This is a genomic window from Aeromonas sp. A600620 (assembly GCF_029479985.1).
GTDB lineage: Bacteria > Pseudomonadota > Gammaproteobacteria > Enterobacterales > Aeromonadaceae > Aeromonas > Aeromonas veronii_A.
The window spans coordinates 121289-136055 of sequence record NZ_JAAKXB010000012.1 but is presented as its reverse complement, the minus strand read 5'-3'; the positions used below and the strand labels follow the sequence as shown (position 1 = coordinate 136055).

Below are 14767 nucleotides of genomic sequence, written 5' to 3'. Positions count from 1 at the left end.
GACACCATGTCGATGGGTTCGAACAAAAGTCGTGTGTACGTACGAACATTGAAAGAGGTGGCAAGGATAATGGCAGTTTACTTGGATTGCAATGCGACAACCCCGGTTTCTTCAGGGGTCGCAGAGGTTGTCATGCGCTATATGACTGAGGAATATGGTAATTCTGGGAGCCGTACTCATGAGTTCGGGGTTGTAGCAAAGCAAGCTGTTGAGAGGGCGAGAGGGCAGGTTGCAGCTGTTGTTGGTGCTGACAAGTCTGATGTCTATTTCACCAGCGGTGCAACCGAAAGCAACAATTTAGCTATTTTGGGACTCGCTCAATATGCGGAACAGCAGGGACGCAAACATATCATCACAACGCCTATTGAGCATAAGGCTGTATTGGAGCCAATTGCTCAACTTGAGGCTAAAGGATTTGAGGTCACGTATTTGCCGATGGATTCTTCAGGCATGGTGGATCCTGCGCATCTTCGTGATGCATTGCGCCCCGACACCGCGCTGGTTTCGATCATGCACATTAATAACGAAACTGGGTCTATTCAGCCAATCAGCGAGTTGTGCGAAGTGCTTACTTCCCATGATGCTTTTTTCCATGTAGATGCGGCTCAGAGCTATGGAAAATATTCTGAGGTTCTTGAAGATCCACGTATCGACATGATCAGTGTCAGTGGTCATAAAATGTATGCTCCAAAAGGTGTGGGTGCTTTGTTACTGAAGCGGCGCAATTTTAAAAGGGCACCTCTTACCCCGCTGATGTTTGGTGGTGGGCAGGAGAGGGGCTTGCGCCCAGGCACTCTTCCTGTTGCCTTGATTGCAGGTTTAGGTCAAGCCTGTGAAGAAGCCAAACGCGATAGCGAGCAGCGTCGTCGTTATTGCGAGCAGATCAAGGAGCAATTACGTTCTGCCCTTCGCCCGCTCGGGTGTATTGAAAATGGCCAGAACACGGCTAGTCATGTTTTGAATGTCTCAATTCCTGGGATCAACTCTGAAGCGGCACTCGTTGTGCTTAAAGGTATCGTTGCGTTATCGAATGGTTCTGCATGCACCTCTCAAAGCTATGTGCCCAGCCATGTCTTGGTGGCTATGGGTCTAGATGAAGAAAGAATTGAAGGTGCGATACGGATCTCTTGGTGCCACATGACAAAAGACATACCATTGGCAGAACTTGTTGATCGGATTAAGAAATTACAGTGACTAATCGAACCATCGTTGAAGCAGCTAAGCAGGCTTTGTTATTGATTGGGCATTCTGCCTCGGTAGATGAGGTGTATGACGTAATCGTGACACATCAGCTATATGAGTTTGGGGCCAAATCACCTCACTCGGTGATTCGTGTCACCATGGATCGTCACTGTGCCAACAAGTCACTAGGCTCCATGCATAAGCAGCGTTTTTTCCAAAAGAACGATGATGGGTCATATGAGCTGCTGTCAGATGTGAAAGAAGTCCTACAGCCTGAACAGAATACCTCTTCTTCGGAACAGCAACGCTCTGCTCAGGAAGTTGAGAACTATATAGAGCAGATTCTTGATTTGGCTGCTGTCCAGCGTGAGAAAGTAAAAGCTGAAATTTTAAGCAGCCTGCGGAGCTTTTCTCCTGAGCAGTTTGAATCGTTTTGTCGCTTATTTTTATCAAAATATGGATTTACTCGTATGGAGTTAACATCTCGTGGTCGAGATGGCGGCATTGATGTAAGAGGATTGTTGAAAATGGGGCTTGCTGAAATGCGCGTAGCAGTGCAGTGCAAGCGATATGCAGAAGATAATAAGGTCGGGCGTCCATCAGTATCTGCATTTCGGGGTGATATTACCGGCGATTTTGAGCAGGGAATATTCATGACGACCAGCGGATTTACCAAAGAAGCTGAGGAAATTTCATTCAAGCCTGGCTGTGTTCCTATTATTCTGATTGATGGTGAGCAACTGGCAGATATTATGATAGATAAAGGAATTGGTGTTCAGCGCCAGCTCATTGATGTATTTGATTTTGATGCCTCATTGTTTATCAATTAACGTTTTTTGCCTCGATGTATTCGGTAACCAATGATTTTCATATCAGCATGATCTAGTGCACTGCTAAATTGAGAGCGGCTCAGGTTGAGGTCCTGAGCCAAGTCTATTGCTAGTAACTTGCTCAATCTTTGCTCCAGCGCTCGTTGTGCCTTGAAGCTCGGATCATCCGGTGCCATCAGATAGCTTTTGTTGAGCAGTGGTGGCCGGGTCTGCTCATTGATGTAGTCAAAGAAGTCGACCTCCTGCTCGGCCATCTTGATCTTGACCCGCTCCACCAGATGGGGGATGGGCTTGCTGAAGTCGTCATACCCCATCAGGCTCACCTTGCCGGAGCGGATGTGCAGCTTGATCACGTCGATATCGGTCAAGTCACCGTAGAGCTGGCAGGCCGCCCCGAGGTAGACACGCAGCAGCGGCGGTAATTGCGGAATAAAGCATTTGTGCAGCAGCAGTGAATGGCTGGGATAGAGCAGGCTGTTGGGGAGCTGTTGATGGGCCAGCTCGCAGGCCTGGTTGATGAGGGCGATATCCGCAATCTGGTAGAGCAGTGCTCTGGCTGCCTGCTGTGCCTGCGGGTTGCTACCGAAAAAGGCTTTGATATCCCGCTGCAGCTCGCTGGGGTACTGGGTATAGGCTTGGCGTTTGCCAAACAGGTTGAGTGCCAGGTAGACCAGCAAATCTTGCTGCCGCTCCAGCTCGGCCTGCTTTAACTGGGCAAGGTCAAAATGCTGGCCAAGCAGGGTCATGGCTTTGCGATGACTGCCTGCTATATCTCTTAACTCGTCGCTTTGTTCAAATTCGTCATTGGCCGGGATTCGGCCAAGGGTCAGCGCCCGCTGCCAGAAGGCTTCAAACAGCGTTTGATGACGAGTGATCAGTAGTGCTGCTGCGGCCTGATTGTTGGGGGTGGGCGAGGTCAGCTGCTGCCAGCTGTGGCTTCGGCGTTGACGCTGTGCCAAAAAGCGTTGCTCTTCGAGCTTGTCTTTGAACACGTAAAAGATGCCGGGCCCAACGGCGATGGCATTTTCATCCAGTGTTTTGTCTATGTAGTGCTTGAGCTCGCTTTGGTTGTAGTAGCGCTGAAAGGTGTTGCGCGAGGTGATAACGCCATCTTTATAAGGGGTGAACTGGGCAATAAAGCTGTCGTTGGCCAGCATGGCCGAGACGACCAGCAGGGTTTGGGTCAGCTCCCAGGCGCCGAGCAGCGCCTCCATTCGCTCATCTTGATCCTCAATCACGTTGATCACAAAACCGAGATTGACCAGATGGGAGATCACCTTCTCGCCATCCGGGCGAAAGTTCGGGTCCCAGCCCAGCGCGTCAATACCGTGTGCTTCGAATTCCCGCAGGTCATCCCCTCGGCCGCAACCGTAATCAAACAGCGCATAGTCGCCGTTGAGATAACCATGGCGTGCCAGCATCTTCATGGGGGCCGAGAGTTCATGACGAACCAGCGCGGTTTTATGGCGATCAATTTGTGGGCCACCCTCTTTGGGCGGCAGGGCGGAGATGCGAAACAGGCGCCCATCAACCAGTTGGTAGCCGTGTCTTGCGATAAGCCGTTCCCACGAGGCTTTGAAGCCAATCATGCGGGGATGATCGTAAAGTCCCGCCAACTCCCCCTCTTCGGTGATCTGGCGACAGCTCTCTGCCTGTGGGTGATCGGGGGTCAGCATGCACTCTTTGCGATGCAGAATGGGGGGATTGTCCTGGCTGTCGTAGCGGGTAACGGTATGGCTTAGTTTGGCCAGGTCAACGGTCACGCTCTGCTTGAGGCTGGGGTAGGCCTCTTCGAAGAAGGTGGGGTAGCTGAGCAGGGACAGCCTAAAGTCCTGCTTTGCCAACTTCACCAGATCCCATTCACACTCCGGCAGTTTGAGCGCTTGTGCCACCGCACAGACAAAGCGGTAGAGCTGTGGGCTGGTTGTGGCCAGGGTCTCTTTGTGCAGATAGACCGCGTCGGGCAGCACTTTTTTGTATGGCAGGGCAGCGACCAGTTGCGTGAAGCGCTCGGGGGTCAGCATCAGCACATTCCTTTGAGTTGGGTGAGTGTCAGCCGCTTGGGCATTCGTCTTCCATGGTGAGTGGTGAGTTTGACCAAGGCGCGGTTTTGCTCGGGCCCATAGCTGATATGCAGTGGCCGGTCTGGGCCATAGAGATAGAGACGATCAAACGGGGTGTGTTGCGCCAACCAAAGGGCTACCTGATAGCTGTTCTTCCCTGGGTATATCAGATCAACCGCGGCCCCTTGCCGAGGACAGATAACGCTTCCTCGCTGATTGAGTTCACAGGCCGCATGTTGGTCCAGTGTGGGGGCTATACCGGGGGAGGCGTTGGAAAGAATAGCTTTGCGCAGTGTTACCCCACAAAACCCATAGGTCAGCAATGGGTGACCAAATGTTTCTACCAGCGGATCGAGAATATGCGTTGCCAGTTCACGGTAGGCCAGCCAGCTCTCGGTTTGTTCAGGCAAGTTTGTGCATTGGATGCGTTGCCAAGTTTCACCACAGTGAAACAGCATCTCGAAGGTGAAATGTTGGCTGCAGGATTCCTTTATATCTATGGAGATGCCCCCTAACAGCTATCACAAATGGGAATGAACATGCCACGTTAGGCTGGGAAACCACATTCTGCCTTGACGGTATTATCTGTGGGGTTCCTAGCCAGAAAGCAAAAATTAGCACGCGGTGAGCTTTTCCTGCTATGCCCTTTTGTTGGTGGAAGCATTGGAACTGTGAGTGTGCGTGTGATTCATGCATCTGTGGATGAGGACTTGCGCTGGTTCAAAGGTGGTGCGCTATAATGGCTGTATATAAATACAGGTGTTTTGCCATGAAGCTGTTAACCCCAGACCCATCACCCGCCGAGGTGACCATCCCGCTGTTCTTGCACCGCGCCTCTTGCGGCTTTCCCAGCCCAGCCAGCGACTATCTGGAAGGGAAGTTGGACCTCAACACCCACTGCGTGGCCACCCTGCAGCAACCTTCTATCTGCGTGCCGAGGGGGAGAGCATGACCGGGGTCGGCATCTTTCCCGGTGACTTGCTGGTGGTCGATAAGAGCCTCACCCCGCGCCATGGTGATGTGGTGATTGCACTACTCGATGGCGGCTTCACGGTAAAGACCTTGCAGCTCAAGCCAAGGTTGCGGTTGTTGCCAGCCAATCCGGCGTTCGCGCCTATCGACCCTTGTATGAGCCTCTCCCTGGAGTTGTTCGGAGTGGTCACCCATGTGATTGGCAATCTGAGGCAGCGTGATGGCTATAGCGCTCGTTGATGTAAACAACTTCTACGCCAGCTGTGAGCGGCTGTTTCGCCCTGAGCTGCGTGGCCGCCCGATCGTGGTGCTCTCCAACAACGATGGATGCGTGGTGTCGCGCAGCCCCGAAGCCAAGGCGCTGGGTATCAAGATGGCCGGGCCCTACTTCAAGATCCGCGAGCAGTTCGAGGCGCATGGCGGTGTGGCATTCAGCTCCAACTACGCGCTCTACGGCGATATGTCTGGCAGGGTGATGAGCACGTTGGAGACCATGGCCCCTGAGCTTGAGGTCTACTCCATCGATGAAGCGTTCATGGCGTTGTCGGAGTCGTTTGCCGGGGACCTGACAGCCTATGGACAACAGATCCGGCAGCGAGTGTGGCAGTGGACCGGCCTAACGGTAGGGGTCGGGATCGGCCCCACCAAGACCCTCGCCAAGCTGGCCAATTATGCAGCCAAGAAGTGGCCTGCCACTGGCGGCGTCGTGGACTTGCGTGACGAGCTGCGCCGTGCCCGGCTGATGGCTATCACCCCGGTGGACGAGGTGTGGGGCATAGGACGGCGCTTGGGGGCCAAGTTGGTGGCACAAGGTATCAATACCGTTGCTGACCTGGTGGCTAGCGACGCCAAAGGGTTACGCACCCAATACGGCGTGGTGGTCGAGCGGATCGTACAGGAGCTGCGTGGCCTGCCTTGCGCAGAGCTGACCGTTGAACCGGCGGCGAAGCAGCAGATCCTCTCGAGCCGTTCCTTTGGTGAGCGCGTGACTGACCGTGGAGAAATGGCTCAAGCGTTGTCAGGCTTTATGGCTCGCGCAGCCGAGAAGCTGCGGGCCGAGGGGATGTGTTGCCAGCGGGTGCACCTGTTCGTGCGAACCAGCCCCTTTGACGAACGAGCGCCTTACTACAGTGAGCAGGCTGGCGTCCGGCTGGTCTGCCCTAGCGATGATACCCGGTTGCTGCTGCAGCAAGTGAACGTGCTTCTACCGCAGATTTGGCGCGACGGTTACCGCTATCAGAAGGGGGGCGTCATGCTGAGTGAGTTCACCCCCAAGGGGCAGCAACAGGCCGATCTGTTTGCCCCGTCCTCCGCTCAATCAGATGCGCTGATGGCAGTGATGGACCAGATCAAAGCCAAGGGATTGGGGCGCGTAGGTTTTGCCAGCCAAGGCACGGGGTCGCCTGAGTGGATGATGCGACAAGAGCACCTGAGCCCCTGTTACACCACCCGCTGGGAGGACCTGCCGGTGGCTAGGTAACCAAGGCACAAGGAACCTGCTACTTGGCTGTAGTAGGACGTTTTGGAAGTTAGTCGAATTTGAGTTGAGAGAAAACAGGGAGAGTGGATCGTTCACTGCGAGGGGAATGTGGCAGAGCAAGCGGTGAGGGGTAGCTGGCTCAGCTTGAAACAATGGAGAGATGGATATGAAAAAGCCCAGTTCGAAAACTGGGCTTCAAATGTGGCTCCCTCGACAGGACTTGAACCTGTGACATACGGATTAACAGTCCGCCGTTCTACCGACTGAACTACGAGGGAATTGGCTCCTCCTACTGGACTTGAACCAGTGACATACGGATTAACAGTCCGCCGTTCTACCGACTGAACTAAGGAGGAATTGCCTGTCTCGTTAAGGCGGGGCGAATATTAATGACCAGGGCGGCGGGTGTCAACCCGCGAATTTCTCGAAAACCGGATTTTCGGATTGTTTGCCCAAAAGTTGCGCTTTGCGGTTTATTTTCAGCACAATCAGTCCCTTGCCATCGCTCCCCCCAACCGGCGCAGGGGGCATTGGTTCGGTTCGCATCAACCTGATGATGACAGCATGATGTCGCGAACGTGCTGGTAACCAGGTGAGGCTCAAATGGTAATCTTTGTGGCTAAAAGGGGGAGAGCTGGAGTCAAGATCGGCGATTTGGCGGTAAATGGGCCAAATCATGGGGCAGAGTGCTTTTCATTGATCCTGCCCATCGAAAAAATGGCCCGTCTGGAGTAAGGTTACGCAGGATACCATCGCCGCGTCGACAGCCCTGCCGGCCCTTGATGATGATCGGGCGCCGGATCTCTCCGGCCTTTATCTCCCTCTTCTGGTATTACGATATACATGCACAAGCAAGCCTCTTTAAATAGCGTGAAGCTCGCCATAGCCTTACGCCAGTCCTGTATTGATGAACCCTATAGCATGGCCCGCTTCGGCCGTGATCTTATCGCCGGTGTGACGGTGGGCATCATCGCCATCCCGCTCGCCATGGCACTGGCCATCGCCAGCGGTGTGCCGCCGCAACACGGTCTCTATACCGCCATCATTGCTGGAATCGTGATCGCCGTGACCGGTGGCTCCCGCTACTCCATCTCCGGCCCGACCGCTGCCTTTGTAGTGATCCTCTATCCGGTCGCCCAGCAGTTCGGGGTCGGTGGTCTGTTGATGGCGACGCTCATCTCCGGCCTCTTTCTGGTGGCGATGGGGATGGCCCGTCTTGGCCGCCTTATCGAGTACATTCCCCCGTCAGTGACGCTGGGCTTTACCGGTGGTATCGCCATCGTGATCGCCACCTTGCAGATCAAGGACTTCTTTGGCCTAAGCGTGCCCGAGATGCCGGATACCTATCTGGGCAAGGTCGAGGCGCTGGCCGCCGCCCTGCCAAGCTGGCAGTGGGGCGATACCCTGGTGGGGGTCGCAACGCTGGCCGTGCTGCTGCTCTGGCCACGCCTGCGTCTGCCGGTGCCCGGCCACTTGCCCGCGGTGCTGGTCGGGGTAGGTCTGGGTTTTGGCCTCCATTACTTTGGGGTGGATGTGGCCACCATCGGCAGCAAGTTCAGCTATACCCTGGCCGACGGCACCCAAGGGATGGGGATCCCGCCCATCGCGCCGACCCTGGTGATGCCCTGGGCCTTGCCCGGACCTGATGGCTTGCCAGTTGAATGGAACCTGGCGGCTGTTGAGCGGCTGCTGCCTGCCGCCTTCTCCATGGCGATGCTGGGGGCGATCGAATCGCTGCTCTGCGCCGTGGTGCTCGATGGCATGACCGGTCGCAAACACAGCTCCAACGCCGAGCTGGTGGGGCAGGGGCTTGGCAACATCTTCGCCCCCTTCTTTGGCGGCATTACCGCTACCGCTGCCATCGCCCGCTCTGCCGCCAACGTGCGTGCCGGTGCTACGTCCCCTATCTCGGGGATTGTTCATGCGCTGGTGGTGCTGGCCGCCATTCTGGTGCTGGCCCCCTGGCTCTCCTGGTTGCCGCTTTCGGCCATGGCTGCCTTGCTGCTCATCGTGGCCTGGAACATGAGTGAAGCGCACAAGGTGGTGGAGCTGATCCGTCGCGCCCCCAAATCCGATGTGCTGGTGCTGCTGGTCTGCCTGTCACTCACCGTCATTTTCGACATGGTCATCGCCATCACCTTCGGGGTGATCCTGGCCTCCCTGCTCTTTATGCGCGAAATCGCCAAGATGACCAAACTGCACGATTTGGCCGAGCACAAACGCTATGCCCGCGAGGTGCCGGACAACGGCCTGCTCTACAAGATCAACGGCCCGCTCTTCTTCGCAGCGGCCGAACGGGTCTTTGCCGAGCTGGAATCACAAGTGAAAGGGCACAAGGTGCTGGTGTTGCAGATGGAGGCGGTTTCCATCCTCGATGCGGGCGGCCTGTCTGCCTTCCTCCACTTTGGCAAGCAGATGGCTAAAGCCGGTGTCGAGTTGCGGGTGGCCGAGTTGCAGTTCCAACCGCTCAAGACCCTGGCCCGTGCCAAGGTGCGGCCGCAGCCCGGCAAGCTGGAATTTTACGGCTCGCTGGAAGAGGCGCTCAAAGGTGAACATTTGCACGAAGCGGCAGTAAATTGATTGAAAGGGATACGAAACGGCATATTTTTAGTCACTTGGTTCGTATATTGAGCAAACGAACGCAAAAAGTAAAAAATTGCATTGACCAAAAGCCATCGTATCCCTTACATTACGCCCCGTCGCCGCGGCATGGTCCGCCAGCGAATGTGCAGCTCAAGCACATAAAACAGTGAGCAAAAATTTGGTGAGGTGTCCGAGTGGCTGAAGGAGCACGCCTGGAAAGTGTGTATACGGCAACGTATCGAGGGTTCGAATCCCTCCCTCACCGCCAAACAGTAAACCCCTGCTTTAGAGCAGGGGTTTTTCTTTATGCATGATTTATTATGCGCCCCGACTATCTCAACTGTTGGTGGTTTGCATATCAGTTGATCGCATCATTCTGAAGATGGTGGGATCTTCTTCCGGTACCCTCAGATGTAAGAGAGGGTCATGGAGACCACTCTTGCTCGGATTAATGGCGTTTTCCCCATTTGCATCGAGACCTGTCCCATCTAGCCAAGCGCGTATCTATAAAAACAAGCAATATCTGCAGCATTTGCCTCTTCTGGATTGCCCGGCATGGTTGAATGCCATGCCAGCCAGATATTGCTCAAACCTCATCATTTCAAGCAGACAGCCTTGGGACAGAGCCCTAGTTCAGAGTAAGCCCTGCATCAACAATGAAATCTTGGCCGGTACAGCCATTGGATTCGTCAGAACCCAGGAAGAGGGCCATGCGAGCACAATGTGAGCCATCGAGACGGAATTTGAGAGCTTGCAGTTCGACAAACTGGTTCACCGTGGCAGGGTCGAGTTGCGCCCACATCGCATCCTGTTTGGGGGTGCGGATTGCGCCTGGTACCAGGCTGTTAACCCGAATGCCTCTCGCGCCCAACTCCTGCGCCAGGGTACGGGTAAAACCATGGATGGCGGCTTTTGACAGGGAGTAGCAGACTCTCCCGGGGCGGCCCCGCATCCAGTTGATGGAGCCCATATTGATGATGCTGCCGCTCCCTTTTTGCTCCATGCCTGGCAGCACGGCTTGGATCGCAAACAACTGGTGACGCAGATTGATATTGATGCGGTTTTCGAAATACTCCTCGGTCAGATCCTCAATTTTATGGTGATCATCGCTGCCCGCGTTGTTGATCAGGATATCGACACTGCCCAGCTGTTGTTCAATGGTCGTAAAACACGCTTTGAGCAGAGTCAGGTCGGTGACATCGCAAAACAGAAACAGGCAGCCGAGCTCATGCGCGAGTGCTTCGCCTGCTGATTTATCAAAATCGAGGAAGGCGACTTTGGCTCCTTGGCTGACAAATGCGCGCACCAACTCTTCGCCAATGCCACTGGCGCCACCTGTAATAACGGCGACCTTGCCGGCAATAGAGTGATATTGTACTTGCTGGGAATAGTTCATAACTGCTCTCCGTGAGTCATAGATTGAATTCATCTGGCAACATTAGAAAAAGTATTTAACACCAATACGGATCCGGTATGCCTCTGCATCATAGGCAATATTTCTATCGTACCACTGTAATTCCAGATAAGGCATCCATTGTGGATTGATTCGATAGCGGGTTTGACTGGTTAGCTCCCAGTGATGATCTTTCCCATTAGCACTGTTGAAATTATTAACGCGAGAAAAATAGTGCGATTCAAAAGTATGGGTCAAAGCTGGCGTTATTTTATTGACAATATACAGTGCGTATTCATTGGTATCGTTATTATCGCCATAACCATCAAGATCCGTAGTTAGATAATTTTGATGATTGTAACGGTATCGTGCAATAACGGAAAAGTTATCGGTAAAGTTGTACTTTCCATCCAGATACGCAGAGCCACCAGAGCCAGAGCTAGAGGAGTTAACCAAACCACCGGCATTGACCGAGAGTTTGGTGGTTAAATTTAATAGCGGATACCACCCTTCAATTTCGTTATAACTGTGCTTTAGCTTGTCTAGTTTATCGGTATTATACGCATTGCTGGCCATAATACCCGCACCAGATTCCCAGTTATAGCCGAGTCGCAACAATAACTCATGTTGGTCGGTAGCAAAGTTAAATGCCTCACGGCTTTCAAAATAACCGCCCGCGAAAGCTGCGTTGCAGCATATAAGAGGGATTAAGCATATTTTGGGGTGGATACGCATAGTGATTGACTCGCCAATGGTAAATTGATATTAAATCGTGCAGCGATTGGCATGAGGTAAATTAATTACCTCATGCGATGGTTTTTATCAGCCGGCTATTGAATGTTTTGCTTTACCAACTTATAAGTGGCACAGAAATCCTCACTGCCCAAACCGTTATTCAGGCCTTGCTGGTAAATGTTATTCACCAATTCGACTCCGGGCAGGGTCAGCGCTTCTTCGCCCATGAGGTTCTTCATAATGCCGATATCTTTGGCCATGTTCTCCAGCGAGAAGACAGTGTTGTAGTTCTCGGCGATCAGGGCACCTATCTTGCTGGTCAGATAGAAGTTGCTGCCGCCACCGTAAGAGACGGCGGTGTTGAAGCTCTCTTTATCGATGCCGAAATGAGCGGCGGTGGCCAGCATTTCGTTGACACTGTTCTGAATTTGGGCGACCAAGGTGTTGTGCAGCACCTTCATGATCAAACCACGGCCGTTGCCCCCCAGGTGGATCTGGTTGCTGCCCATCATGGCCAGCAACGGCTTGACCTTTTTGTAGGCGGACAGGTCGCCACCTATGTAGATCCCGAGCTCGGCAGCCACGGCGGCAGGGACCGATTTGACCACGGGCGCATCGAGCATCACGGCACCGGTTTCTGCTACCTGGCGGGATAAGGCGATTGACACGGCCGGGTCAATGGTGGACATGTCGATGGTGATCTTGCCGGGGCCAAGGTGTGGCAGCAGTTCGGTATAGACCGCTTTGACGTGTTCGGAGCGCGGTACCATGGAGATGATCACATCCGCATCGGCTGCCAACCTGGCAATGGAAGGGGAGGCGATGGCCCCTGCATCGACCACCCGGGCGACAGCCTCCAGATTGATATCGAATACCAACACATTGCCATCAAATTTTTTGACGATGTTCTTTGACATCGCTTCGCCCATCAGACCAAGACCGATAAAGCCAATAGTTTTCATCTGTTGTTTTCCTTAAATGTGGGTTTAGCAAGACCGGCGATGTCAACACGCATGCTGAACAGCGCACCTGAGAGCGGACGTGCTGCCAGTTCGGCGGCGTCCATATTTTCGCGAGTGGTGGTGATGAAGAGGGTCTTCATGTCTTCACCACCAAAACAGACCATGGTGGGGCAACGTACCGGCAAGGGATATTCGGCCAGCAATACCCCCTCTGCAGAGAAGCGGGCGATACGATGGCCATCAAACAGGGCGCTCCAGTAGCATCCTTCGACATCGATTGCAGCCCCATCCGGGCGCCCTTCGTCGGCGCGGGCTGCAAACTCGCGCAGCAGTTGCCGTTGACCGAGTGAACCGTCGCGGGCCAACGGAGTGCGATAAAGGCGGCGGTTGGGGGTATCAGTGGTGTACATCCAGCGCATGTCTGGGCTGAATGCCAAGCCATTGGCTCCCAGAATGTCGCACTGGATCACCGACATCTGCAGCTCGGCATCAACCCGGCATAGCAGGGCGCCGTTGTAATCTCGTGGGCTCCAGTAAGTGCCCGCATAGAAACGACCCGCCTGATCGGTACCGCCATCATTAAAACGTGCCAGCGCTGGGTTATTGGGGTTATCGGCGACTTTACGCTCAATTTGCCCGTGTTGATCACACAGATAGATCCCGGTGCGCATCGCTGCGATAAAGCCACCCTGTTCGCGCAGGGCAAAACAGCCCACTTCTTCGGGGAAGGGGATTGTCGTCATGGCGCCGCTTTCGGGGTGATAGCGGTGCAGGCAACGCTCGAGAATATCGGTCCAGTAGAGCGCCTGTTCATCAGTGCTCCAGGTCGGGCACTCGGGCAGATGGCCGCGGTAGTCGGCAAGTAGCAGAGCAGGATTAGGCATAGTGAGAAACCTCAAGCAGCATGGAGATCTGCAACTGCCCATTGGCTGGCACAGTGGCCATGGCCAGCGCAGGGTCACCAAAGCCACCGTTGTTGATGGCATCATTGATATGAGAAACCGGCTCGATGGCGATGAAGTCACGATCGGCGGGCGGCAGAAACAGGATGGCGTGAGGCGCATCGGGTGAGCTCAGGGTCACCATCAGCTTCTCATCTGGCCAGCGCACCCGTGCACAGCCACTCCAGTGATGGAAGCAGTTATCGACACTGGCGGGTTCAGGTTTGCGCCAAGTGCGATAGTTCCATTGGGTCGGTAGTGGCGCGAGACCAGTGGGCAGGGACTTGTGGTCGTTGAGTACCACACCGCCTGCGTCGAACTGGATCTCGGCGTGCGCCGCACGGGGAAAATAGGGGTGAAAGCCCAGCCCAGCCGGGACAGCGTGATCGGCCAGATTGTGGTAAGTGAGTATGATATGCAGCGCATTCTCTTGCAGGGTGAAGCGCTGAGTTGCCCGATAAGGCCAGGGCCATTGCGCCGCGGATGCTCCCTGTGCGTCATGGTGCAGGGTCAGCACGACAGAGTCATCATCTGCATCCCCTTCTTGCCATGGCTGCTGCCAGCCGTTGCCATGAATTGAGTGGGGATGATCGCCAAAGTTACGCAGCAGGGCGTAATCATATCCGGCGAAGTGAAACCGTCCATGAGCAATACGGTTGGAGTAAGGTACCAGGGGAAAACAGCCCCCCTGGTTGACTGTGACGCTCTGACCATCGGGCAGGGAGCGCAAGATCTCCCTGCCATGCCAGGTCAGTTTGCCGATAGCGCCACCAAGCTCGGGGATGAGCTCCAGATCAAGCGGGCCGCTTTGGCGGTGAAGCCTCTTCATCAGTAAACCTCGCCACCGGATATGCTCAGACGTTCCCCCCGGATCGCGGCGAGCTGTTCACGGGCGCGAGCCAGCAGGTAACTCATGTCGGAGCCGAGCGCCACGAAGCTAAAACCCATCTCTTGATATTTGTTCACCAGCTCGGGGTTGCCACCGACGATCCCGCAAGGCAATCCCAAGCGCTGGCACTTCTCCAGCCCTTCACGGATCTTGGCTTGCACCTCGGGGTGAGAGGGATTGCCAATATGGCCCATGGCTGCGCTCATATCGCCGGGGCCGATAAAGAAGCCGGTCACTCCTTCAATGGCCATCTCTTCCATGGCATCAATGGCGTCAGGGGTCTCAATTTGCAGGATAAGGCAGAGCTCTTCCCGGGCTTTACGCACGAATTCGGGTTCGGCACCGTAACCGGACGCACGATGCACCGCGGCAAAGCCGCGTTTGCCTAGGGGAGGGTAGTAGGCCGCCTCTACCGCTTTGCGGGCTTCTGCTGCACTGTTGACAAACGGCACCATCAGCGACGTTGCACCGCCATCAAGCGCCCGTTTGATCAACACAGTGTCGTTCCAGGCCAGGCGGTAGAGTGGGGTGGTGGCCGGGTTGCTGGCACGAATGGCGCGATCGATACGGATCGCATCCAGGCTATCGACCGGCACATGTTCCTGGTCCAGCACCAAGAAATCGAAACCGACAGTCGCCATGGCTTCCGCCACCGTATCGCTGCCAGTCATCATCCAGGTGCCCAGTGGGCGTGGACCTTGAGTAATCGCAAGTTTGAACGGATTCATTGTTTGCTC

At 54.7% G+C, this 14767-nt stretch carries 12 protein-coding genes, 3 tRNA genes and 1 pseudogene; 6 read left to right on the top strand and 10 right to left on the bottom strand.

All coding sequences use genetic code 11. The annotated features are described in order from the left end of the window. Nucleotides 1-6 precede the first annotated feature (6 nt). Nucleotides 7-1194, top strand: coding sequence for a cysteine desulfurase DndA (gene dndA, locus G5533_RS15305; protein ID WP_421231542.1), 1188 nt, complete (start codon nucleotides 7-9; stop codon nucleotides 1192-1194). Further along, nucleotides 1191-2012, top strand: a complete 822-nt coding sequence (locus G5533_RS15300; protein ID WP_211162445.1) for a restriction endonuclease — start codon at nucleotides 1191-1193, stop codon at nucleotides 2010-2012. The genes dndA and G5533_RS15300 overlap by 4 nt, the downstream gene beginning before the upstream one ends. Here the strand turns inward: G5533_RS15300 and G5533_RS15295 are convergent. Together G5533_RS15295 and G5533_RS15290 are read right to left on the bottom strand one after the other, a co-directional pair. Beyond that, nucleotides 2009-4036, bottom strand: a complete 2028-nt coding sequence (locus G5533_RS15295) for a DNA phosphorothioation-associated putative methyltransferase (protein ID WP_421231541.1) — start codon at nucleotides 4034-4036, stop codon at nucleotides 2009-2011. The two genes, G5533_RS15300 and G5533_RS15295, sit on opposite strands and share 4 nt — an antisense overlap. Continuing rightward, nucleotides 4036-4485, bottom strand: coding sequence for a hypothetical protein (locus G5533_RS15290; RefSeq protein WP_441254998.1), 450 nt, complete (start codon nucleotides 4483-4485; stop codon nucleotides 4036-4038). The genes G5533_RS15295 and G5533_RS15290 overlap by 1 nt, the downstream gene beginning before the upstream one ends. A gap of 359 nt (nucleotides 4486-4844) precedes the next feature. Here G5533_RS15290 and umuD point away from each other — a divergent pair. Then, nucleotides 4845-5287 (top strand): annotated as a pseudogene (gene umuD, locus G5533_RS15285) (translesion error-prone DNA polymerase V autoproteolytic subunit). Then, on the top strand, nucleotides 5268-6527 hold the full coding sequence (gene umuC / locus G5533_RS15280) for a translesion error-prone DNA polymerase V subunit UmuC (protein ID WP_227342628.1): 1260 nt from the start codon (nucleotides 5268-5270) through the stop codon (nucleotides 6525-6527). The pseudogene umuD and the gene umuC overlap by 20 nt, the downstream one beginning before the upstream one ends. A 202-nt stretch (nucleotides 6528-6729) precedes the next feature. Here umuC and G5533_RS15275 read toward each other — a convergent pair. After that, nucleotides 6730-6805, bottom strand: a tRNA-Asn gene (locus G5533_RS15275). A gap of 2 nt (nucleotides 6806-6807) precedes the next feature. Then, nucleotides 6808-6883: transfer RNA gene (locus tag G5533_RS15270), tRNA-Asn, on the bottom strand. A gap of 487 nt (nucleotides 6884-7370) precedes the next feature. On the opposite strand from G5533_RS15270, the gene dauA reads away from it, so the two are divergent. Together dauA and G5533_RS15260 are read left to right on the top strand one after the other, a co-directional pair. After that, complete coding sequence (gene dauA / locus G5533_RS15265) at nucleotides 7371-9107, top strand: C4-dicarboxylic acid transporter DauA (RefSeq protein ID WP_441254996.1); 1737 nt, start codon at nucleotides 7371-7373, stop codon at nucleotides 9105-9107. Between the two features lie 183 nt (nucleotides 9108-9290). Then, nucleotides 9291-9378, top strand: a tRNA-Ser gene (locus G5533_RS15260). 360 nt (nucleotides 9379-9738) lie between these two features. On the opposite strand, the gene G5533_RS15255 is transcribed toward G5533_RS15260, so the two are convergent. The 6 genes from G5533_RS15255 to G5533_RS15230 all read right to left on the bottom strand — a co-directional run bounded on the left by G5533_RS15255 (nucleotide 9739) and on the right by G5533_RS15230 (nucleotide 14758). Beyond that, nucleotides 9739-10506 (bottom strand): SDR family NAD(P)-dependent oxidoreductase, encoded by a 768-nt coding sequence (locus G5533_RS15255; RefSeq protein ID WP_441254995.1) that lies wholly within the window; start codon nucleotides 10504-10506, stop codon nucleotides 9739-9741. A gap of 42 nt (nucleotides 10507-10548) precedes the next feature. After that, entirely contained in the window at nucleotides 10549-11238 is a 690-nt protein-coding gene (ompL, locus tag G5533_RS15250; RefSeq protein ID WP_216953422.1) for a porin OmpL, read from the bottom strand. Nucleotides 11239-11333: 95 nt separating this feature from the next. Further along, nucleotides 11334-12200, bottom strand: coding sequence for an NAD(P)-dependent oxidoreductase (locus tag G5533_RS15245; RefSeq protein WP_441254993.1), 867 nt, complete (start codon nucleotides 12198-12200; stop codon nucleotides 11334-11336). Further along, nucleotides 12197-13084, bottom strand: coding sequence for an SMP-30/gluconolactonase/LRE family protein (locus G5533_RS15240; protein ID WP_216978947.1), 888 nt, complete (start codon nucleotides 13082-13084; stop codon nucleotides 12197-12199). The genes G5533_RS15245 and G5533_RS15240 overlap by 4 nt, the downstream gene beginning before the upstream one ends. After that, nucleotides 13077-13970: an aldose 1-epimerase gene (locus G5533_RS15235; RefSeq protein WP_441254991.1), complete on the bottom strand. Its 894-nt coding sequence runs from the start codon at nucleotides 13968-13970 to the stop codon at nucleotides 13077-13079. The genes G5533_RS15240 and G5533_RS15235 overlap by 8 nt, the downstream gene beginning before the upstream one ends. Continuing rightward, on the bottom strand, nucleotides 13970-14758 hold the full coding sequence (locus G5533_RS15230) for an HpcH/HpaI aldolase family protein (RefSeq protein ID WP_216978945.1): 789 nt from the start codon (nucleotides 14756-14758) through the stop codon (nucleotides 13970-13972). The genes G5533_RS15235 and G5533_RS15230 overlap by 1 nt, the downstream gene beginning before the upstream one ends. Nucleotides 14759-14767 lie beyond the last annotated feature (9 nt).

Bases quoted from the DNA above. Each gene is read 5' to 3' on its own strand.
- dndA (WP_421231542.1), top strand. From the start codon at position 7: ATGTCGATGGGTTCGAACAAAAGTCGTGTGTACGTACGAACATTGAAA.
- G5533_RS15295 (WP_421231541.1), bottom strand. From the start codon at position 4,036: ATGCTGACCCCCGAGCGCTTCACGCAACTGGTCGCTGCCCTGCCATAC.
- umuC (WP_227342628.1), top strand. From the start codon at position 5,268: ATGGCTATAGCGCTCGTTGATGTAAACAACTTCTACGCCAGCTGTGAG.
- dauA (WP_441254996.1), top strand. From the start codon at position 7,371: ATGCACAAGCAAGCCTCTTTAAATAGCGTGAAGCTCGCCATAGCCTTA.
- G5533_RS15255 (WP_441254995.1), bottom strand. From the start codon at position 10,506: ATGAACTATTCCCAGCAAGTACAATATCACTCTATTGCCGGCAAGGTC.
- ompL (WP_216953422.1), bottom strand. From the start codon at position 11,238: ATGCGTATCCACCCCAAAATATGCTTAATCCCTCTTATATGCTGCAAC.
- G5533_RS15245 (WP_441254993.1), bottom strand. From the start codon at position 12,200: ATGAAAACTATTGGCTTTATCGGTCTTGGTCTGATGGGCGAAGCGATG.
- G5533_RS15240 (WP_216978947.1), bottom strand. From the start codon at position 13,084: ATGCCTAATCCTGCTCTGCTACTTGCCGACTACCGCGGCCATCTGCCC.
- G5533_RS15235 (WP_441254991.1), bottom strand. From the start codon at position 13,970: ATGAAGAGGCTTCACCGCCAAAGCGGCCCGCTTGATCTGGAGCTCATC.
- G5533_RS15230 (WP_216978945.1), bottom strand. From the start codon at position 14,758: ATGAATCCGTTCAAACTTGCGATTACTCAAGGTCCACGCCCACTGGGC.